The 19,935-nt window shown below is 62.2% G+C and carries 17 protein-coding genes; 5 read left to right on the top strand and 12 right to left on the bottom strand.

Annotation, left to right across the window (positions count from 1 at the left end; genetic code table 11):
- Positions 1-14: 14 nt before the first annotated feature.
- The 4 genes from P3T42_RS09380 to P3T42_RS09365 all read right to left on the bottom strand — a co-directional run bounded on the left by P3T42_RS09380 (position 15) and on the right by P3T42_RS09365 (position 3,754).
- Positions 15-1,424: a DUF2252 domain-containing protein gene (locus P3T42_RS09380; RefSeq protein ID WP_074294580.1), complete on the bottom strand. Its 1,410-nt coding sequence runs from the start codon at positions 1,422-1,424 to the stop codon at positions 15-17.
- Between the two features lie 254 nt (positions 1,425-1,678).
- Positions 1,679-1,855, bottom strand: a complete 177-nt coding sequence (locus tag P3T42_RS09375; RefSeq protein ID WP_171991597.1) for a hypothetical protein — start codon at positions 1,853-1,855, stop codon at positions 1,679-1,681.
- Between the two features lie 131 nt (positions 1,856-1,986).
- Positions 1,987-2,361: a DUF2946 domain-containing protein gene (locus P3T42_RS09370; RefSeq protein ID WP_429305826.1), complete on the bottom strand. Its 375-nt coding sequence runs from the start codon at positions 2,359-2,361 to the stop codon at positions 1,987-1,989.
- Between the two features lie 151 nt (positions 2,362-2,512).
- The gene (locus P3T42_RS09365) at positions 2,513-3,754 is read right to left on the bottom strand and encodes a M23 family metallopeptidase (RefSeq protein ID WP_429305825.1); all 1,242 of its coding nucleotides are present in this window, start codon (positions 3,752-3,754) and stop codon (positions 2,513-2,515) included.
- A 561-nt stretch (positions 3,755-4,315) separates the two neighbouring features.
- On the opposite strand from P3T42_RS09365, the gene P3T42_RS09360 reads away from it, so the two are divergent.
- Entirely contained in the window at positions 4,316-5,293 is a 978-nt protein-coding gene (locus P3T42_RS09360; protein WP_074294578.1) for a 2-dehydropantoate 2-reductase, read from the top strand.
- Between the two features lie 100 nt (positions 5,294-5,393).
- Here P3T42_RS09360 and P3T42_RS09355 read toward each other — a convergent pair whose 3' ends face one another.
- Positions 5,394-6,845, bottom strand: a complete 1,452-nt coding sequence (locus P3T42_RS09355; protein WP_074294577.1) for an aldehyde dehydrogenase family protein — start codon at positions 6,843-6,845, stop codon at positions 5,394-5,396.
- Between the two features lie 30 nt (positions 6,846-6,875).
- On the bottom strand, positions 6,876-8,204 hold the full coding sequence (oxlT, locus tag P3T42_RS09350; protein ID WP_074294576.1) for an oxalate/formate MFS antiporter: 1,329 nt from the start codon (positions 8,202-8,204) through the stop codon (positions 6,876-6,878).
- Between the two features lie 366 nt (positions 8,205-8,570).
- Here oxlT and P3T42_RS09345 point away from each other — a divergent pair, with 366 nt between their 5' ends.
- Together P3T42_RS09345 and P3T42_RS09340 are read left to right on the top strand one after the other, a co-directional pair.
- Positions 8,571-9,518 (top strand): LysR family transcriptional regulator, encoded by a 948-nt coding sequence (locus P3T42_RS09345; RefSeq protein ID WP_429305824.1) that lies wholly within the window; start codon positions 8,571-8,573, stop codon positions 9,516-9,518.
- Positions 9,519-9,614: 96 nt separating this feature from the next.
- Entirely contained in the window at positions 9,615-9,926 is a 312-nt protein-coding gene (locus tag P3T42_RS09340) for a hypothetical protein (RefSeq protein WP_429305823.1), read from the top strand.
- 60 nt (positions 9,927-9,986) lie between these two features.
- Here P3T42_RS09340 and P3T42_RS09335 read toward each other — a convergent pair whose 3' ends face one another.
- The 6 genes from P3T42_RS09335 to P3T42_RS09310 all read right to left on the bottom strand — a co-directional run bounded on the left by P3T42_RS09335 (position 9,987) and on the right by P3T42_RS09310 (position 16,361).
- The gene (locus P3T42_RS09335; protein WP_429305822.1) at positions 9,987-10,994 is read right to left on the bottom strand and encodes an NAD(P)(+) transhydrogenase (Re/Si-specific) subunit beta; all 1,008 of its coding nucleotides are present in this window, start codon (positions 10,992-10,994) and stop codon (positions 9,987-9,989) included.
- Between the two features lie 36 nt (positions 10,995-11,030).
- A complete protein-coding gene (locus tag P3T42_RS09330) occupies positions 11,031-11,852 on the bottom strand; it encodes a fumarylacetoacetate hydrolase family protein (RefSeq protein ID WP_429305821.1) in 822 nt (273 codons plus the stop codon).
- Between the two features lie 31 nt (positions 11,853-11,883).
- Positions 11,884-13,131: a formyl-CoA transferase gene (frc, locus tag P3T42_RS09325; protein ID WP_074294571.1), complete on the bottom strand. Its 1,248-nt coding sequence runs from the start codon at positions 13,129-13,131 to the stop codon at positions 11,884-11,886.
- Positions 13,132-13,160: 29 nt separating this feature from the next.
- Positions 13,161-14,924: a thiamine pyrophosphate-binding protein gene (locus P3T42_RS09320; RefSeq protein WP_074294570.1), complete on the bottom strand. Its 1,764-nt coding sequence runs from the start codon at positions 14,922-14,924 to the stop codon at positions 13,161-13,163.
- A gap of 473 nt (positions 14,925-15,397) precedes the next feature.
- Complete coding sequence (locus P3T42_RS09315; RefSeq protein ID WP_074294569.1) at positions 15,398-16,117, bottom strand: GntR family transcriptional regulator; 720 nt, start codon at positions 16,115-16,117, stop codon at positions 15,398-15,400.
- Positions 16,095-16,361, bottom strand: a complete 267-nt coding sequence (locus tag P3T42_RS09310; protein ID WP_074294568.1) for a hypothetical protein — start codon at positions 16,359-16,361, stop codon at positions 16,095-16,097. Before P3T42_RS09310 ends, P3T42_RS09315 begins: the two co-directional genes overlap by 23 nt.
- 440 nt (positions 16,362-16,801) lie before the next feature.
- Here P3T42_RS09310 and shiA point away from each other — a divergent pair, with 440 nt between their 5' ends.
- Both shiA and P3T42_RS09300 read left to right on the top strand, forming a co-directional pair.
- Positions 16,802-18,121, top strand: a complete 1,320-nt coding sequence (gene shiA / locus P3T42_RS09305) for a shikimate transporter (protein ID WP_074294567.1) — start codon at positions 16,802-16,804, stop codon at positions 18,119-18,121.
- 407 nt (positions 18,122-18,528) lie between these two features.
- Complete coding sequence (locus P3T42_RS09300; protein WP_074294566.1) at positions 18,529-19,932, top strand: L-lactate MFS transporter; 1,404 nt, start codon at positions 18,529-18,531, stop codon at positions 19,930-19,932.
- Positions 19,933-19,935: the final 3 nt, after the last annotated feature.

Below are 19,935 nucleotides of genomic sequence, written 5' to 3'. Positions count from 1 at the left end.
TGAGTTGAACAGGACTACATACGGAAGTCCGCCGCCATGTCCTCATCGCTACGCGCCTCGAGCTCGCCGCTGCGGCAGGCTTTCATAAACGCCTCGTAGTCTTTCTCGACCTGATCCGCGCAGCCGTGCGCATACTCGGTCAGCGCCTCGCCGAACTGATCGCCCCGGCCGATATACGCACTGATCTCGATCGCCTTGCCGCTCGCCTTGGCATGGGCGCGCGCCATGACCCAGCCGCACAGCTTGGCGTAACCCAGCAGCAGGTCGTTATCGAACAGTTCGATGTTCGCCGAGAGCTTCATGTCGCGCAGTTGGCGGAAATAGAAATGCCGGCCCGACGGACCGGTTGCCCAGCCGAGGAAAATGTCGCTCGCCGCCTGCAACACCCGCTGCCCGCGCACCACGCGTTCGCCATCGTGATGCAAGGTCTGGCCTTTGAAGTACTGCGAGATCACCGACTGGCGCGCCTCCTTGATCTGCAAAAACAGCGGCTTGCCCATGTGATCGGTGCTGAGCAACACCAGACAGCGCGTGCCCACGCTGCCGACGCCGACCACCTTGAACACCAGGTCCTGCATCGAAAAATGGCTGAGCAGTTCGCGCCGGTCATGGGTCAGCGTTTTCAGGTATTCGCCGTACATCGGGCCGATCAGCTTGCGCCAGTCGCCGAGCGTGAACCAGTCGTCTTCGGCCTCGAACATCGTATTGGCGCCATGCACATGAAAGAGTCCGGGTGGCGCATCGCGAATGATCAGTTGGTCGCCGTCGTGTTCGCACATCTTGTCGAGCATGCTCTCCTGGGTGCGCCCCGCCGCCTTCTCCATGCCGCGTCTGACCGTGCGGCGACGCTCCGGCGTCAACGCCGTCTCGGCCATCCGTTCGAACGTAATGCGGTCGTACCACAGCTCCAGCGCCCCGCATTGCGCATACTGCGTCATGCGGTCCCGGTACTCGCTCACCGCCGTCATCACCAGCTCGCCGGCGAAGCTCCGGCTCAGGCGCATATGGCGCGCCGCCACCACGAGACTGGCCGTCAGGCGCTTGAGGTCCCACTCGAACGGCCCGAGCGCCACTTCGTCGAAGTCGTTCAGATCGAATATCAGTTGCCGTTCGGGCGTCGCAAAGCCGCCGAAGTTCATCAGATGACCGTCGCCGCAGATCGGCATCACGATGCCGGTATCGGGCACCCGGCTCAGATCGTGAGCCTGGATGATCGCGCTGCCGCGAAAGAACGTGAACGGCGACACGGACATGCGGCCGTAGCGCAACGGCACCAGCTTCTGAACCCGCCCCTCGCTGCTTTGCTTGAGCAGATCGATCGGATTGCGGTGGATCTCGCCCAGCGCGCGATGACTCGAACGCTTTGAATGCTCGCGAGCTGCGCGGCCGATGGCTTCCCGCTCCGCGATGGTGCTGGCTTTCATGCTCTCTCCGTTTTGGGTGACTCGCCGTAGCCGGCCTCGCCGCGCCGCTACCGTGCCGATGCGCCCCACCTGGGCGCGCGCCGGATTGCACTTGTTCGTTGTTCTTCGAAGACCGCCTTACTACCACGCTGGCAAGCGCCATCGCGTTGCCGTATTAAATCCTCTGGTGAACGCGGGCGCAAGTGCCGAGCCCCCAGATACGGCAAAGGGGCGTGCGCCGCCCCGGCGCGAGCGTCCCTTATCTTCCCGCGCCGCTACTTCACCGCGCGGAAGCAGCAGATCGGCGACGCGACCGATGTCATGCCAATGTCATCGGGACGTGTCATCCATGCGAGCCCGCCAGCCCATAAACCGCAAACAAACAGCGCCGCCAGGTTCAGGTGCATCCGGTGACGCACGAGCCAGCGGCGCAGGCGTTGACCTCGTTTCATCGTGACCTCCATGATAAAGACGGCGTGGACCGTCGCTAAATGCGTAACGCATGCCGCAGCGCGTCCGCGTTTGCGTTATGAGAACGCAGGGCGGATCAGCGGAACCGTTGCAACTGCAAGACCGGAAAGGATCAGGGAACGACAGGCGGCGCACGAGGCTGCGCCGAGGTGACGGGAAAGATGGACAGCGTGCTCGCAGTCACGCGCACGATGGCACTGTGCGCAAACGGCGCTTGCGTGGCGAATGCGAAGTTGGCCGGCGGCACGACGGGGACCTGCGCGAGCAGACTGCAATAACCGCAGGCCTGCCAATGGAAGATGAGCGGCTGCGGTGCGGCGCGCCCCACATCCGTCGCGCCCGCGGTCGCCGAACAACGCTCGGCAAGCGCCGCGTCGAGTCTGTTGTGCGCGCTCAGCGCCTGCGAAACCGTGGGTGCGAGAGTCGCCATCAGGATCGCAAGCAATCCGAGGATCGAGCCGATCTTCTGCAGATGGCGACGCAACATGCGGCGTAGTCAGAAAAATGAAAGCTGACAAATTATGCCATGCGTGGAGGCCAATGAGTCGTCCTCATTGATCCGGCATGCTGCGCATGGCGCGCCCTGGTGTGTCGCGACGTGGCCTCGGCGTGTTTTGCTTTGCCGAGGCCGTAAAGACTCAGTGCGCGGCGACCGGTGCGTTCGATACAGTACGGATATCGGCAGACAATCCCGCTAGCTGATTACGTGCGACGCTCGCCACATGATCGAACGCAGCACGCTGGCTGGCAGTCAGCGGCACCGCGCTGAAGCGGTTCGTCAATTTGAGCGGATCAGTCGGCTGATTGTTCAGGCGTACTTCGAAATGCAGATGCGGTCCGGTCGCAACGCCTGTCTGTCCGACCGCGCCCAATGGCTGTCCCTCGCTGACCTGCGTGCCGACCCGCAAACGACTGGCGAACGCCGACAGATGCGCGTAGCAAGTGGTGTAGCCGCGCGCGTGACGCACGACGACATGCTTGCCATAGCCACTATCGACACCGACGAACTGCACCGTCCCTGCCGCGGCGGCAACAACCGGCGTTCCCCGTGCGGCGGTGAGATCCACGCCGGTATGCAGCACGCGTTCTCCGGTCACGGGATGAATCCGGTAACCGAACGGCGAACTCACGCGAACGTAGTTCAACGGCATGGCAAATGGCTCAGCAGTGAGACGCTGGCCATCGAACGAGTAATAGTCTCCGGCGGCCTGCCCGCGTGCGACGAACCACACCGCCCGATAAGTGCGACCCGCGAATCGAATTTCGAGCGCGGTTACGCGCCTGCGCGTAACGCCCTGATTGCCCGCGACGGGTTCGTAGACGATGCGGTAGTAATCGTCGGCTTGAGCTGGCCGTGTGGTGTCCAGTTGCCCCGCGAGAATGCGGGCAAGTTGCGCCGCGAGGTCCGCGGGCAACCCTACGGGCGTCCACGTCGCGCGCGAATCACGCTTGATCGGACCGGCATAGACGCCGCTCCCAGCGGCCCGCATGTTCAACGGCGCGGCGCCCGACAGTGTGGAACGAGCGCCATTCGTGACGCGCTGGTCGGCCAGCTTGACGCTAGCGACGTCGCTGCCCGCGCTTACGCCGACTCGCCCGAACCATTCACGCAGGTTCGCGGCGCCGGACACAGGGTGTTGCGCGCCCAGCATGGCCCACTCCACTGCGAGTCCGCTCGCGCTGGCCGCTACAGGCCGGCTGAGCGGATTCGCCGCGACACCTGATGCGACCGGTGTGCCCAACGCGGCGATCGCGCTGCTCAGCAAGGCCGCACTGGCGGCAACACCCTTCGAGGATTTGCGTTTGAGCTGAGCCTGACGGCTCGAATCAGTGGAAGTGAGCTGCTCGCGCGCGAGGATGTTACGTAGGTACTGCCACATGACGTAGAACTCTCGCAGTCGAAACAGAAAGAAGGCTGCGGGCATACGTGGTAGTGCGATGACACTTGGCAACGGCGCAGAAGAGATGGGTGAGCAGCCCCTGGAAAGACTACGACATCGGACTGCACAGCCCGGCAACAGGAAACAGCAGTTTACTGAAGGAGGTGGAATGAAAAAATAGGACTAGTCCTGTCTAAGCGACTTGAGCCTGAGCACCGACGCGACGCTTTGCCGCGCCGGGTGGGCTCCGGTTTTCCGAGCTTTCCTCAGATTTCCTAAGTAAGCCACTGCCGTGTATGCGCCTGGGAGCTGGCCGCGCTGGCGTTGCCGCTTTTCCACTGGCCGTCCAGTTCGCATTCACCTCGACGATCCATAACCCATCGCTAATGCATCGCTACAGAAACTTTAACTATCCCCAATCGTAGCCTCACCTTATGCTCGAACCGTGGCCCTCTCCGGCCGCGTCCTGCTGCGCCGGCCTCATCGCTGGCCCAGCCCACGCGGCCGCGCCTCGCGCGCTGACGGGCAAGCGGTTTTTCATTGTGACTGAGGCGATAAATCATGAAGATCTGTATCTTCGGCGCAGGGGCAATCGGCGGGTTGATGGGTGTGCAACTGGCGCGGGCAGGCGCCGACGTGAGCTTCGTGGCACGCGGTCCTCATCTTGCCGCGATGCGCGAACACGGCGCACGCGTGCTGATGGATGGCGAGGAACTCAGCGCACGCGTGCGCTGTACGTCGGATCCCCGTGAACTCGGCGTGCAGGACTACGTCATCGTGACGCTCAAGGCACACTCATTGCCTGGCGTCGTCGAGTCGATGCAGCCGTTGCTCGGCAAACACACGGCGATCGTCACTGGCGTCAACGGTATCCCTTACTGGTACTTCTATCAGCACGGCGGCAAATTCGCGGGCACACGTCTGTCCAGTATCGACCCGGACGGCTCGCAATGGACGCGGCTCGGTCCTGAACGCGCGATAGGCTGCGTGCTGTATCCCGCAGCGGAGATCGTCGAGCCGGGTCTGATCAAGCACGTGTACGGCAAGAAATTCCCCATTGGCGAGCCCAGCGGCGAGCGCACGCCACGTATCCAGCAGCTTCACGAGATCATGCAGGCGGCCGGTTTCGATGCGCCGATTCGCGAGAACATCCGCGATGAAATCTGGCTCAAGCTGTGGGGCAATCTGTGCTTCAACCCGATCAGCGCCCTGACCCACGCCACGCTCGACGTCCTCACGAGCGACCCCGGCACGCGTGCCGTGTCGCGCACGATGATGCTCGAGGCGAAGCAGATCGCGGATCACTTCGGCGTGCATTTTCGCGTCGACGTCGAGAAGCGCATCGACGGCGCGGGTGCGGTGGGCGCACACAAGACTTCGACACTGGTCGATCTGGAAAACCGCCGGCCCATGGAAATCGACCCGTTGCTCACGGTCGTGCAGGAAATGGGCCGGCTCGTCGGCGAACCCACGCCGACAATCGACGTCGTGCTGGCGCTGGTCAAATTGCGCGAACGCATTGCGTTACAGGGCGGATGATTCGCGACGCGCGGGCGGTCCGCTTTCTCCACGAAGAACGGACCTGCCGCGAAAGAAATCGAGCCCAACGGGCTCGATTTCTTTACCGCTTACCCAAACCTCATTGATCGATCGACAGCCACACCGCCTTGGGTTCCGTGAAGTTCTCGATGGCCACATCGCCGTGTTCACGGCCGAATCCCGAATCGCCCGCTCCGCCCCAAGGTAGGCGCACATCGGTGTAGCCATACGTATTGATCCACACCGTACCCGCCTTGAGCGCATGCGCCACCCGGTGCACACGTCCGATATCCGCACTCCACACGCCTGCAGCCAGGCTATAGAGCGTACCGTTAGCAATCCGTATCGCATCGGCCTCATCATCGAAGCGGATCACGCTGGCCACTGGTCCAAAGATCTCCTCCTGCGAGATCCGCATCTCGTGTTCCACATTCGCAAACACGGTCGGCTCGACGTAGAAACCACGCTGGCCCAGACGCGCACCGCCGGTCACCAGTGTTGCGCCTTCTTCCTTACCTATGTCCACATAGTCGAGCACCGTCTTCATCTGCGCAGCCGAAACAACCGGCCCCATCGAGGTTTCGCGCGCGGCAGGATCGCCGACCTTGATCGATTTCGCACGCGCCGCCAACCGTTCGACCACTTCGTCATAGATGTCGCGATGCGCCAGAATACGCGAGCCCGCCGAGCACACCTGTCCCGTGTTGAAGAAAATGCCCGATGCCGCCGCACGCACGGCACTGTCCAGATTCGCATCGGGGAAAATCACGTTGGCCGACTTGCCGCCTAGCTCCAGCGTCACGCGCTTGAAGTTGACCGCAGCGCCCTGCAGAATGCCGCGCCCTACCGAAGGCGACCCGGTGAACGTCACCTTGTCGACACCCGGATGCGCGACCAGTGCATCACCGACCACGCGTCCCTTGCCTGTGACGATATTCAGCACGCCGGGCGGCACGCCTGCCTCCAGCGCGAGCTCGCCCACCCGCAATGCCGTCAGCGGCGTGATCTCGGCGGGCTTGACGATCATCGTGCAGCCGCATGCAAGTGCGGGCGCAATTTTCCACATGCCGATCATCAACGGAAAATTCCACGGCACGATTGCCGCGACCACACCGACCGGCTCACGGATCGTGTACGTCAAGGCGTCGGGGCGCACCGGCACCACCTGCCCGGTGATCTTGTCGCACCAACCGGCGTAGTAGGCGAGCGTGTCGATTGCAGCGGGTAAATCCTGACGTTGCACGGCGGCAATCGGCTTGCCTGCATCGAGACTTTCAAGCGTCGCCAGTTCATCTTGATGCGTGCGCAACAATTCCGCGAAGCGGCCGAGAATGCGGCCCCGTTCCGACGCGCGCAGCGCATTCCACACCTTCAGCGCGGCACGGGCGGCACGCACTGCCGTGTCGACATCGGCGGCACTACCTTGCGCGACGAGCGCGATCGGCTCTTCGGTGGCGGGGTTGATGTCAACCGAGTATTCGCCGCCGCTGGGCGGTACGCGTTTGCCGTCGATCAGAAGGTCATAGCGCCTGAGGTCGAGTTCAGAGTCCATCGTGGTGCTCCTTGCTTTGGGGGTATTGCGTTACTCACCGGTCTGCTCCGGCCAGTGATTGAGCCGTGTTTGACTATTGGCGACGACGGCGGGCTGATTGCGCAAACCGATCCAGCGCGCGCGCATCGGCGCGAGAATGAACTTCGCCGCGATGGCTGCCGCGATCGTCACGACGGCGGAGACGGTAAAGACCAGACTCCAGCCGCCGGTTGCGGACAGCACCGAGGCGAGCGGCACGAGCAACGAAGCGGTTCCTTTCGCCGTGTACAGTGTTCCCGCGTTGGCCGCTGCATACTTGCTGCCGAAGGTATCCGCGCAGATTGCGGGAAAGATCGAGAAGATTTCGCCCCAAAACAAAAAGATCAGGGCTGCGAAGGTCATGAACGCATACGGGTTGCTGCCGTATTCCATGAGGCCGAGCAACGCAAGCCCTTCGCCGATGAAGATCACGAACATGGTGTTTTCGCGGCCTATCTTGTCGGAGATAAAGCCGCATAGCGGCCGCGTGAAGCCGTTACAGATATTGTCGATGGACAGCGTCGCCGTCAGCAGCGGCACGGTCAAACCGAAGAAGCTCATGGGAATTCGGGCGAGCCCCCAATCCTTGGCGATCGGGCCAAGCTGGGCAGTGGCCATCAGACCGCCCGCCGCTACGGCAACGAACGAAACGTAGATCACCCAGAACAACGGCGTCTTGATCATTTGACCCGGCGTGTAGTCGACCTTGGTGACGATGAATTTTTTGTTCGGCGCCTTCGCCTGACGCGCATCGGGCTTTTTCAACAGCATCGCGAGCCCAAGCATGCAGACGCCCTGCAGGATGCCGAAAAAGAAGAACGCCTGCTCGTAGCCCGAGCGCACGATCATGCCGGCAATCGGAATCACGGTCACCGCGGCGCCGGCGCCGAAGCCCGCGGCGGTCAACCCTGCTGCAAGACCGCGCCGGTCGGGAAACCACTTCAGCGCATTGCCGACACACGTGCCGTACACACAACCCGCACCGATCCCGCCGACGACAGCCGCCACATAGAGATGCGGCAAGGATGTCGCATACGAATCGATCACCCACGCAAGCCCGGCGCACACGGCGCCCCCTGCCACCACCGGACGCGGACCGAATTTATCGACCAGCCAGCCCTCAATCGGCACAAGCCACGTCTCGGTCAGAATGAAGATCGAGAACGCCAGCTGAATGGATGCGTCGCTCCAGTGATGCCGCGTGCTCATCGGTGTCACGAAGAGCGTCCACGCGTATTGCAGATTCGCCACCAGCGCCATGCATAGCATGCCGATGACGAGCTGGCACCACCGGTTCACGCCGGCTGCGTGGGCCGGCGTGCGCTGAGTGATATCGTCCATGTGCCTTGTCTCCGCTATCTATTTAGAGCAGCCGGCCTTTTCGCCGTGCTGTATGCAGCCCACCTTATGGTTGCGCCCCGAAAAAACCGCCATCGGGTAAATTTAATATTTACGCCGCCCATTCCAGCCATTTAAATCGGGCGACGCGGAAATCGGAATTATTAGTTAGATAAATCGGTCTTCCTGTGCATCAATGGCGTTAACCCTTTCCGGCCATCGCCTTGCTGCGCTTGCCAATCCACGTTAACCCGAGAGTCGCTCCTGTCCAATCCGCTTCTTTATCTGAATCCATGCTAGGGTCATTGCTGAATTACGAATAATTAAAGTTTGTTATTATGTTGATTCACATTCGTTTATACATCGGCCATGACGATGAGAAACGCAACACTGCGGCAATTGAAGGTCTTCGAGACGGTGGCGCGCCACCTGAGCTTCTCGCGCGCAGCCGAGGAGCTGCATCTGACGCAGCCGGCCGTCTCCACTCAGGTGCGTCAGCTCGAGGAGCATGCCGGGCTGCCGCTCTTCGAGCAGTTGGGCAAGAAAATCTACCTGACGCCTGCCGGCACCGAGATGCTTCACTACAGTCGCGCGATCATCCAGCAGTTCCACGAAGTCGACGAAGCGATGAGTCAGTTGAAGGGCGTCTCCGGGGGCAAGCTGAATGTTGCCGTCATCAGCGCGGGCGACTACTTCTTTCCGCGCCTGCTGGCCGAGTTCACGCGCCGCCATGCGGGCGTCGTGCTCAACCTGGCGGTGCATAACCGCGAGGAACTGTTGCATCAACTTGCCACCAACCAGACCGACCTCGCGGTCATGGTGCGGCCGCCGCACGAAACGGACGCGACCAACGAGCCGTTTGCCCCGCATCCCTATGTGATCGTCGCCGCGCCGAGCCATCCGCTCGCGCACAAGCGCAACATCAAGATGAGCCAGTTGGCGAACGAAGCGTTTATCGTTCGCGAGCGCGGTTCGGATACGTGGAATTCGATGGAGGAAGGCTTTGCCGGCCGGCTCACCAACCTCAAGATCGCCATGGAGATCAGAAGCACCGAGACGATCAAGCAGGCCGTGATTGCCGGCATGGGCATCGCGTTTCTGTCCGCGCACACCATCAGCCTCGAATTGCAGGTGGGTAACCTCGTCGTGCTCGATGTCGAAACCTTCCCGGTGATGCTCAACTGGTACGTCGTGCATCGGCGCAACAAACGCTTGCCGCCTGTCGCGGTGGCGTTCAAGCGTTTCCTGATGGAGGAAGGCGCGCCTCTCATCGAGAAAATTACGCGGGCCAAGGAGTTGAGCGTGCATAAGCAATGAGCTATGGATTTCCAATAAAACTTTAACTATTGCGAATCCATCGCCGGTCCTATGCTTCAGTCGAGTCATCTCACTCACTTGCATAGGAGTCCGATCATGAATCACGCCTCGTTTGTCCCGCATGCCGGCATGCATACCGCCCGCGTTTCTCAAGACAGTCCCGACGATGCTCATCTGAGCGCCTACAACGCAGCCTTCAGCGACCTTGGCCTGCGGTTTCGCTGGGATCGCGACACGCTTAACGCGCTCAATGAATTCAACAGTGAAAGCGCGCGTATCACCGCCTACATCGAGCGGCATCACGCCCATCTTCACAAAGCTTATGACGCTGAATTTCTTGCCCAACTCATCCTGCGCAAGAAGACCCAGTACTTCAGCGAGTTCGCGTCCTTGGGCGACGGCTTCTGACGCGACTCAAGCTCCGATCCGGGTTTCTCCTTTCGCCCGGCCATGTTGCTGGCCGGGTCATTACGCTTCCGACTCATCTTCCGGCTCGCTGTGCTTCAGTTGACGCATCGCGCCATGGCGCGCCCCGCGATGACTTTGCCGGCAGCGCAAGCGATAGCGACCGCGATCGCCCCGCGCTAACGCGTGACCGACACTGCGCTCACGCCGGCAAGCGCCGACGCGCAGCGTCTCGACCACAGCATGCGGATCGTCAAGCAGCGCCCACGATTGCGCGAAGTCGTCGTCCAACAGCGCAGGCATATGATCGTCGGGCCATTCGAAGCCTTCCAGTACATCGACGACACTGCGCCGCTGCACGACGCCGCAGCGAACCGTCGAACGCTGACCAACCCACCCTGCCGCGAACGCATAACGTCCGCGGCCGGTGCCCGCATTCATCATCAGATGCGCGCCCAGCGCGGTTGAGAGCAAGCTCATCGCCAGCAGCACGGCGAGTCCAAACGGTTGCGCTTGCGCGGTCACGAAGCCGTAGCCCATCCAGACACAGAGCAGGAGCGCCATCAGATTGACCACGTCCGTACCTGGATGCACACCTGCCTGCGCAACCAGCCAGCCGCGCGACATACACCAGAGCATCGCCGAGACGGCAAAGATCAATGCGCCGATAAACACCGCGGCATACACCTCGATACACGCCCATTCTCCGCAAGATGCCGAAGACAGATAGCGCTCGAATCCACCTGACATTGCAGCGAGGCCAACGCCGCCGCCGAGCAACGCAACCCGCTGCGGCCTCGCGCTAAAGTCATGCAGTCGGACAAAGCGCGCGCCGAGCGCCGCGCCTGCGACCGCGGCCACGACACCCTCGGCAGCCATGCCAATGCCCGCGGCGAGCACGCCGGCCAACATGGCCGTCGCGACCATGGCGCGCCATGGCTTACGTTGGCTTTCGTGTTCGCAACGGGACACGCCAGCCAGTTGTGCGACGCCTGCCAGCACCGCAGCCAGCAGAATGGAGAGCAGAAAGCTGACTGCCACCCATACGGTATCGCCTCGTAACTCCGGCATCTGCGTCCCCTCGTGCTTGCTGTGCTGCGGTCTCACTCAGGCGGCGTTTGCTGCTGCGCGCGCGGCAGCAGTGGCATCACCGGTGTCCTGCCTCGCGGCCAGAGTATTGCTCAAGGTACCGATGCCCGCGATCGTGACCGCCACCGTCGCGCCGTCCTTGATCGAACCGACACCTAGCGAGGTGCCGCAAGCAATCACGTCACCCGGCTCCAGCGTGAGATCCTGCGAAATCAAACTGACCTGTTGCGCCGGCGAAAACACCATGTCGGCCAACGGGTAGTTCTGCCGCTCCACGCCGTCGAGCGTGGTGACCACGCGGCCCGCCTGCCAGTCGAAGCCCGAGACGATGGCCGGTCCGAGACCGCAAAACGTGTCGAAGCCCTTGGCGCGGCACCATTGCGGAAAATGCGGATTTTCGTTGAGCAGATCGGCTGCGGTGATGTCGTTGACGATCGTGTAGCCGAAGATCGACGCAGCCGCCTCAGCCAGATCCGCGTCGCGACAGCGTCGTCCGATGACGATGCCAAGTTCGCCCTCGTAGACGATCTTGCCCGCGTAGCTCGCCGGCCGCCGGATGGTTGCGCCGTCAGCGATTACCGAGCCCGCGGACTTGAGCAGGAACAGCGGATGCGCCGGCACCGGTTTGTCGAGTTTCGCGGCCAGCGCGTGATAGTTGTTCCACAGCGCGACGATCTTTCCCGGCGCGCACGGTGCGAGCGGCGTCAGCGCGCGCGTCGACAGTACCTCGCCGGTCGGCACCCGCTGATCGAGGCTTGCGTACTCGTGCAGATAACCGCCTTCGACACGGCCGAACACAATGCCGCCATCGCCCGACATGAAGCGCATCCATGTATCCATATCCTGCTCCCTCGTGTAGACCGCGCAGCCCTCAGATCGCACCGGCCGCGCGCAACGCGCTGATCTGGTCGTGCGAATAGCCGAGTTCGGCCATCACTTCGTCGGTGTGTTCGCCTAGCAGCGGCGAGCGTTGGACGTCCGTCGGGCTGTCCGACAGTTTGATAGGATTGCCGACCGTCAGATACTTGCCGCGCACCGGATGATCCACCTCGACGATCGTTCCCGTCTTGCGCAGCGACGGCTCTTCGGCCAGTTCCTTCATCGACAGGATCGGGCCGCACGGAATATCGTATTGATTGAGGATCTGCATGGCCTCGAACTTGGTCCGCGTCATGGTCCAGCGCTCGATCTCCGCGAAAATTTCTTTCAGCCGCGGCAAGCGTGCGGCAGGTGTTGCGTAATCGGGATCGGTGGTCCATTCTTCCCTGCCGATCACGTTGCAGATCTTCGTCCACACCGGCGCCTGGGCGATGAAATAGATGTAGGCGTTCGGGTCCGTCTCCCAGCCCTTGCACTTCAGGATCCAGCCAGGTTGCCCGCCGCCCGACGCATTGCCGGCGCGCGGCACCGCTTCGCCAAAGGTGCCGTTCGGATATTGTGGGTACTCCTTCATGACACCGGTGCGATCCAGGCGCTGCTGATCGCGCAATTTCACCCGGCACAGGTTCAGCACGCCGTCCTGCATCGCTGCCAGCACCTTCTGGCCACGGCCGGTCTGGGTGCGTTGATAGAGCGCCGTCACGATCCCCAGCGCCAGATGCAAACCGGTGCCGCTATCGCCGATCTGCGCGCCCGTCACGACCGGCGGACCGTCGTCGAAACCCGTCGTCGATGCCGCCCCGCCCGCGCATTGCGCGACGTTCTCGTACACCTTGCAGTCTTCATAAGGGCCCGGACCGAAGCCCTTGACGGACGCCACGATCATGCGGGGGTTGAGCTCCTGGATGCGCTCCCAGGTAAAGCCCATCCGGTCCAGCGCGCCCGGTGCAAAGTTCTCCACCAGCACATCGCATTTCTGGATCAGCGCTTCGAGCACCTGCTTGCCTTCCGGATTCTTCGTGTCGAGCGTAACCGAGCGCTTGTTGTGATTGAGCATCGTGAAGTAGAGGCTGTCCGCATCGGGGATGTCGCGCAGTTGCTCGCGCGTGATGTCCCCTGCGCCGGCCCGCTCCACCTTGATCACATCGGCGCCGAACCACGCCAGCAATTGCGTGCACGTCGGACCCGATTGCACATGCGTGAAATCGAGGATGCGTACGCCGTCGAGTGCTTTACCCATGTCCTGTTTCTCCTTTAGATCCGGCTGCTTTACTTGTACATGGTCTGGTTTTTGGTGCCCGGCGCGTATTCGCGCGGGTCGACCCAGATGTTCACCACCGCCGAGCGTCCGCTACGATGAATCGCCTCACGGGCGCGTTGCAACGCACCCGCGATGGACGCCGGATCGCGTACCTCTTCGCCATAGCCGCCCAGCATCTCCGCAAACTTGCTGAACGGCACGTCGCTCAGGAGATTGCCGACGTTGCCGCGCTCCTCGCCGTACTTCGCAAGCTGGCCGTAGCGAATCTGGTTCATTGCCGAGTTGTTGCCGATCACGGCAAGGTACGGCGCACCGAAGCGATTGGCCGTCTCCATGTCGAAGGCGGTCATGCCGAACGAACCGTCGCCGTAGTAGCAGAGCACTTCCTTGTGCGGATGCGCGAGCTTCGCGGCGAGTGCAAAGCCGGTGCCTACGCCCAGCGAACCGAGCGCGCCAGGATCCATCCATTGCCCCGGACGGCGCGGCCGCACCGCCTGCGCAGAGATCGTCACCACGTCGCCGCCGTCGCCGATGTACACGGTATCGTCGGAAAGGAACTCGTTCAGTTCGTAGGCGACGCGATAGGGATGGATCGGCGTGTTGGCCGACCTGAACAACGGCATCAATTTTTCCGTTGCGGCGGCTTCGGCGTCTTGCAACTGCGCCATCCACTTGCGGCGCGCCTGGCGCTTGTCGTCCTTCAGGCGGCCGCTCGCCGCTTGCAGCACCGCAGCGAGAATCGCACCGGGATCGCCGACGAGACCGAGATCGATGTCGCGGTTCTTGCCCACCGTGCGATAGTCCATGTCGATCTGCACCAGCTTCAGTTCCTTGCTGATGCGTTTGCCGTAGCCCATTCTGAAATCGAAAGGAGTCCCAACGACGATCAGGACATCTGCATTCGCAAATGCCTGTGAACGGGTACGGTCGAAATGATGCGGATCGCCCGGCGGCAGCAAGCCGCGGCTCGCACCGTTGAAGTAACCGGGGATATCGAGTCCGCGCAGCAGCGCCACCGCTTCTTCATGGCCGCGTGCCGTCCAGACCTGCTGGCCGTACAGGATCGCCGGACGTTCTGAGGCGACGAGAAGATCGGCCAGCCTCTCGATGTCGCGCGGGTCGCCGATCGATTTCGTCGACGCGCGATAGTGACCCGGTTGCGGCACGACGGCCCGCGTCAACTCGACTTCGCGATCGAGCACGTCGCGCGGAATTTCGAGGTACGCAGGACCTGGCGCGCCGTTGTAGCATTCGCGCACCGCCATCGAAATCATGTCCGCTACCCGCTCGGTGCTCGGCACGCTGGCGGCGAACTTGGTGATAGGCGCCATGATGTCCACATGCGGCAGATCCTGCAGCGAGCCCATCTTGTGCTGCGTCAGCGCGCCTTGACCGCCGATATGCAGGACCGGGCTTTCCGAACGAAACGCCGTGGCGATGCCGGTGACGGCGTTCATGCAACCGGGTCCTGCTGTCGTCACCACACAGCCCAGCTTGCCGGTTTGCCGCGCATAGCCATCCGCCGCATGCGCCGCGACCTGCTCGTGACGCACGTCGATAATGCGAATCCCCTCGTCGACGCAGCCATCGTAGATGTCGATGATGTGGCCGCCGCACAGCGTGAAGATCGTATCGACCCCTTCGTTTTTCAGCGCCCTCGCGACCAGGTGACCGCCCGAGACGACACCGGCATTGCGGGTCTTCTGCTTGAGCGTGTCGTCGGCCGTCGTGCTGCCCGTGGCGGGGTTGAGGGATGAAACAACTGCAGACATGGTCGTCTCCTGTCCTGGTCAATCGGTTGTTCAACGTTGCTCGACGGACGCGGCCGCTTCAATGACACCTTACTGGGGAGTCTGGCAGGCTCTGCTCCATACGGTATGTGATATATCAGATTCAATCAAGGACAAATTCCGTGTGAGGATTAACTTGAGATTCGTGTTCCTGACGCTTGCCAGGAGCCGGTTTTGAGGCGAAATCCCGCTCAATGGCATAGCTGATCAAGGGAAAACACCGATGAACGATACAAGTCCGTTTGTGTTGATATATCACATACCATATTTTTAACAACGTCAAGGAAGACTTGTTGCGCACCGCGGCGAGCGGTGGCGTGACGGTAGAGAGAGAAAAAACGCTAAGGAATACCAGGCGTTCCGCACCGCGCGTCCATGCAGAAAGGCCAGCGGTGTCACCACCACTGGCCTTGTTTGAGCATCGACGTCAGTAGCGGAGAGAAGCCGTCAGCGGCTCAATCCAGGAAGTCGCAATTCGCTTCGACAAAGGTCGCGAGATCCAGCGAGTGCTGGCGTGTGAGCCGCTCGGCCAGTTCGGTGTCGCGCTTCTCGAGTGCCTCGATGATGCGCAGGTGGTCGACAATCGAGCGCGACGCGCGGTCGCTTTGCGAGATCGTCATCCGGCGGATGGCCCGCACATGGATGAAGATGTTCTTGATCGTATCGAGGATGATCTGCGACTTCGACAACTCGACAATCGCCTGATGGAACGCGATGTTCGCGTCCGAGTACTCCGCAATGTGCTCAGCGGGCGTCGTGTCCTGGAAATTGTCGAACATGTGGCGCAGCCCGGCGATTTCCTCGTCCGTGGCGTGCAGCGTGGCAAGACGTGCGGCCATGCTTTCGAGCGCGGCCCACATCTGGATCATCTCGACAATTTCGCGCTTGCTCTTACGCACGATGTAGATGCCGCGGCGCGGCACCATGCGCAGAAAGCCTTCCTGTTCCAGCAGCGTCATCGCTTCGCGCACCGGCGTGCGGCTGACGCCGAGCGACTCGCTCAGCACCCGCTCGTCGAGGCGAATCTCGTCGCGCGACTGGTAGATATCCGCGTCGGCGATAGCCTGGCGCAGCATTGCATAAGCCTGGTCGCGCAGGCTCGCGCTCGCGCCGATCGGCTGCAAGGTCAGGGTCAATGGGGTAGCCACTGCTTCAGTTTGAAGTTCTGACGACATTCATCGCCTCTTGTTGAACACGTGCACCCGCCTGGCTGCCCGGGTTTGCGCCCGCAGTGGCGCCCGGATGGACACCACAAGGCGCCGCGGCCGCGCTGTCCCATTCGCCCAGGCCGGCGAAACGGCCATGTTGTGCTGCCAGTTCGGCAACCGGCTGCGGAATCCACCGGGTCAACAACACCGTGGCGGCTGCCCCCAAACCTACGACGGCTATGGCGAGCAGGGCAAGAGGAACGCACTCCATTTGCAACTCCGAATGATTGAATCCGTAGATCGGTCAATCATATGCTGCGTTGCCGCAAATATCAATATTTCGTATGTAGTATATCAACTCGCTATGCTCTTCGACAGCAACATCAAGGTACCATGGCGGCCGCCCGACAGTGCAGACACAAGCAAATACCACGTAGCCAGGGCGGTAAGCATGTGCTCACTGCTGCGCTGTAAGCCGGCTCCGCCGCTTACGGGTGTCTCGGTGTTAACGCGGAAAACGCGCGCTATGCGCGCATCTCCGTGCGCCAATCGCGCAATTTGCCCTAACCATGGATTGTCGACGGCGCCGCGCCTCACTATTCTTCGGGGACTCTTGCAGCAGATCACGCACAGCGGCGGCCACTTGGCATCGGGCACCGCCTTCAGCGCGACCCCTCGTCTGCAGTTCAGATATCAGGAAGGAGACACGTCATGACCCTAGCAGTATCGACAGCGGCCCGAGCCGACGGGACCATCAACGGAAGCCGGGCCCGCCGCGCAGCCCTGGGCAGTTTTGTCGGCGCAGTGGTCGACTGGTACGACTTCCTCCTGTACGGCATCGTCGCCGCCCTCGTCTTCAACAGCCAGTTCTTTCCGCACGTCAGCCCGGCAATGGGCACACTCGCGGCATTCGCGACATTCGGTGTCGGCTTCCTGTTCCGGCCGCTCGGCGGCTTCATCTTCGGCCACTACGGCGACCGGCTCGGCCGCAAGCGCATGCTGGTGCTGACCGTCATGATGATGGGCCTGTCGACGGCCGCGATCGGGCTGCTGCCGTCGTTTCTCAGCATCGGCTGGTGGGCGCCGGTGTTGCTCGTGACGCTGCGGGCGATTCAGGGCTTTGCGGTCGGCGGCGAATGGGGCGGCGCGGCGCTGATGGCCGTCGAAAGCGCGCCCGAGAAAAAGAAGGCGTTCTACAGCAGCGGCGTGCAGGTGGGCTACGGAGTTGGCCTCGTGCTCGCCACCGGGCTCGTGTCGATCATCAGCCACTCGATGGACAACGCCACCTTCCTTGCGTGGGGCTGGCGTCTGCCGTTCCTGTTCAGCGTGGTGCTGGTGCTGATCGCGCTGTGGATCCGCTCGAACATGGAAGAGTCGAAGGAGTTCGTCGAGAAGGTCGTCGAAAAAGGTACGACCCGGCCGCGGCTGCCGATCGTCGAGGCGTTGCTCACGCACCCCAAGGCGTTCCTGCTGATCATCGCGCTACGCCTCGCCGAGCTCTTCACGATGTATATCGTGACCGCTTTCGCGCTGAACTATTCGACCGCCAACCTGGGCATGCCGCGCACCTTCTTCCTGAACATCGGCTTGCTGGTCGGCGCGCTCAGTTGCGTGACGATCCCGTGCTTCGCGATGGCCGCCGATCGCTTCGGCCGCCGGCGCGTCTACATGGTCGGCGCGCTGGTCGGCATGCTGAGCGCGGTGCCGTTCTTCCTCGCACTCGAGGCGCGCGCCACGGTGTGGATCGTGATCTTCGCGGTGATGCTGGCCAACGTTGCGCACGACATGGTGGTGAGCGTGCAGCAGCCGATGTTCACCGAACTGTTCGGCACCGAGTACCGCTACTCGGGCGCGGGCGTCGGCTACCAGGTGGCGAGCGTGGTCGGCGGCGGCTTCACGCCGTTTATCGCCGTCGGGCTGGTCAACCTCGCGGACGGATCGTGGCATCCGGTGGCGGCTTATCTCGGCGTCGGTTGCCTGATCTCGCTGCTGGTCGCCGCGCGCATGAAAACCGGCCGCAACGTTTCCTGACTCCATGCTGCGGCGCAGAATTGCGCGGCGGCGAGACGGTGTCCGAGGACACCGTCGTCCCCTTGTCCCGCTCGCTGACTGAGCTCCCGCCATGCCGCCCTGCGCGGCATTCTGCTTTTTTGCGCGCTGCAAAACGGGGTGACGCCGGCCGCCTCTCGAACTCCAGTCCCATACCAGGCGAACACCTTATGCACTCCTATCTCATATTGCTAATGCATGAGGCACAACATATCGTTTGGTAGACGGTGTGACTACCACCTGTTCTGCGTGCGCCTCCTGGGCCAATATGAAACCTGGAAGCATATATCGCGCGACGAGGCGGAGCATGCCCGTCACGCTGCGACGCTCAAGCGTTGGCAGCAAGCGCCGATAACAAACCAAACAAGACACGCAAACGGAGACTGATCATGAGCAGCATTACCGAGCCGAGGGGGAAGTCAGGCTCTGCCCCATTCTTTTCCAAACAGGCCACCGTGGCAGGCCCGGGCTTCTCGCGCTGGATGGTGCCGCCCGCCGCGCTCGCCGTGCATCTGTGTATCGGCCAGGCGTACGCGTTCTCGGTGTTCAACGGGCCGCTCACGAAGGTGATCGGCATCACGCAATCCGCGCCGGACGACTGGTCGCTCACCACGCTCGGCTGGATCTTTTCGCTGGCGATCGTGTGCCTCGGTTTGTCGGCGGCATTCGCGGGCAAGTGGCTCGAACGGGTGGGACCGCGCCGCACGATGTTTACCGCCGCATGCTGCTTCGGCGGCGGCTTTCTGGTCGCGGCGCTCGGGGTCTGGATGCATCAGATCGCGTTGCTGTATCTCGGCTATGGCGTGATCGGCGGCATTGGCCTGGGGCTCGGTTATGTGTCGCCGGTTTCGACACTGATCCGCTGGTTCCCCGACCGTCGCGGCATGGCGACCGGCATGGCGATCATGGGCTTCGGCGGCGGTGCGATGATTGCCGCCCCGCTGTCCGTCGCGCTGATGAATCACTTCCGCAACGCGACCAGCAACGGTGTGGCCGAAACCTTCGTAGTACTGGGCATTGCGTATTTCATCTCCATGTCGATCGGCGCGCTCGCCATCCGCGTACCGCCCGCCGACTGGAAACCGGACGGCTGGACACCGCCCGTCGCCACCCAGAAGAAGATGATCTCGCGCAATCACGTGCATATCGACGAGGCGTTGAAGACCCCGCAGTTCTATCTGATCTGGCTCGTGCTGTTTCTCAACGTGACGGCGGGCATCGGCATTCTCGGTCAGGCCTCGGTGATGATTCAGGAGAGCTTCAAGAACACGGTGACGGCCGCGGCGGCCGCGGGCTTCGTCGGACTGCTGTCGCTCTTCAACATGGGTGGACGCTTTGTGTGGGCCTCCGCGTCCGACTGGATTGGCCGCAAGAACACCTATTTCATCTTCTTCGCGCTCGGCGCCGTGCTGTACTACCTCGTGCCGGGCTTCGCCGCCTCGGGGCAGATTGCGCTGTTCGTGCTCGCCTACTGCGTGATCCTGTCGATGTACGGCGGCGGCTTCGCGACGGTACCTGCCTACCTGGCGGATATGTTCGGCACGGCTTTCGTCGGCGGCATTCACGGCCGTCTGCTGACGGCATGGGCGGCCGCGGGCGTAGCCGGCCCCGTGCTGGTGAACTACATCCGTGCCTATGAAGTGGCGCATGGCGTAGCCAAAGCGGACGCGTACACGATGACCGTGCATATCATGGTGGTCCTGCTGGTCGTCGGCTTTGTCTGCAATCTGCTGGTCAAAGGGGTGCACGAGAAACACCACATGAGCGATGCGCAGCTCAAGAGCGGCCAATAAAGG

It is taken from the genome of Paraburkholderia sp. GAS38, from assembly GCF_050434965.1.
Classification (GTDB): Bacteria; Pseudomonadota; Gammaproteobacteria; order Burkholderiales; family Burkholderiaceae; genus Paraburkholderia; species Paraburkholderia phenazinium_A.
The sequence above is the reverse complement of the archived record's forward strand: the minus strand, read 5'-3'. Positions and strand labels throughout refer to the sequence as shown.

Bases quoted from the DNA above. Each gene is read 5' to 3' on its own strand.
- P3T42_RS09375 (WP_171991597.1), bottom strand. From the start codon at position 1,855: ATGAAACGAGGTCAACGCCTGCGCCGCTGGCTCGTGCGTCACCGGATG.
- P3T42_RS09340 (WP_429305823.1), top strand. From the start codon at position 9,615: ATGAATCACGCCTCGTTTGTCCCGCATGCCGGCATGCATACCGCCCGC.
- P3T42_RS09315 (WP_074294569.1), bottom strand. From the start codon at position 16,117: ATGTCGTCAGAACTTCAAACTGAAGCAGTGGCTACCCCATTGACCCTG.
- P3T42_RS09345 (WP_429305824.1), top strand. From the start codon at position 8,571: ATGACGATGAGAAACGCAACACTGCGGCAATTGAAGGTCTTCGAGACG.
- P3T42_RS09365 (WP_429305825.1), bottom strand. From the start codon at position 3,754: ATGTGGCAGTACCTACGTAACATCCTCGCGCGCGAGCAGCTCACTTCC.
- P3T42_RS09310 (WP_074294568.1), bottom strand. From the start codon at position 16,361: ATGGAGTGCGTTCCTCTTGCCCTGCTCGCCATAGCCGTCGTAGGTTTG.
- P3T42_RS09360 (WP_074294578.1), top strand. From the start codon at position 4,316: ATGAAGATCTGTATCTTCGGCGCAGGGGCAATCGGCGGGTTGATGGGT.
- oxlT (WP_074294576.1), bottom strand. From the start codon at position 8,204: ATGGACGATATCACTCAGCGCACGCCGGCCCACGCAGCCGGCGTGAAC.
- frc (WP_074294571.1), bottom strand. From the start codon at position 13,131: ATGGGTAAAGCACTCGACGGCGTACGCATCCTCGATTTCACGCATGTG.
- P3T42_RS09380 (WP_074294580.1), bottom strand. From the start codon at position 1,424: ATGAAAGCCAGCACCATCGCGGAGCGGGAAGCCATCGGCCGCGCAGCT.
- shiA (WP_074294567.1), top strand. From the start codon at position 16,802: ATGACCCTAGCAGTATCGACAGCGGCCCGAGCCGACGGGACCATCAAC.
- P3T42_RS09330 (WP_429305821.1), bottom strand. From the start codon at position 11,852: ATGGATACATGGATGCGCTTCATGTCGGGCGATGGCGGCATTGTGTTC.
- P3T42_RS09370 (WP_429305826.1), bottom strand. From the start codon at position 2,361: ATGTTGCGTCGCCATCTGCAGAAGATCGGCTCGATCCTCGGATTGCTT.
- P3T42_RS09320 (WP_074294570.1), bottom strand. From the start codon at position 14,924: ATGTCTGCAGTTGTTTCATCCCTCAACCCCGCCACGGGCAGCACGACG.
- P3T42_RS09355 (WP_074294577.1), bottom strand. From the start codon at position 6,845: ATGGACTCTGAACTCGACCTCAGGCGCTATGACCTTCTGATCGACGGC.
- P3T42_RS09300 (WP_074294566.1), top strand. From the start codon at position 18,529: ATGAGCAGCATTACCGAGCCGAGGGGGAAGTCAGGCTCTGCCCCATTC.
- P3T42_RS09335 (WP_429305822.1), bottom strand. From the start codon at position 10,994: ATGCCGGAGTTACGAGGCGATACCGTATGGGTGGCAGTCAGCTTTCTG.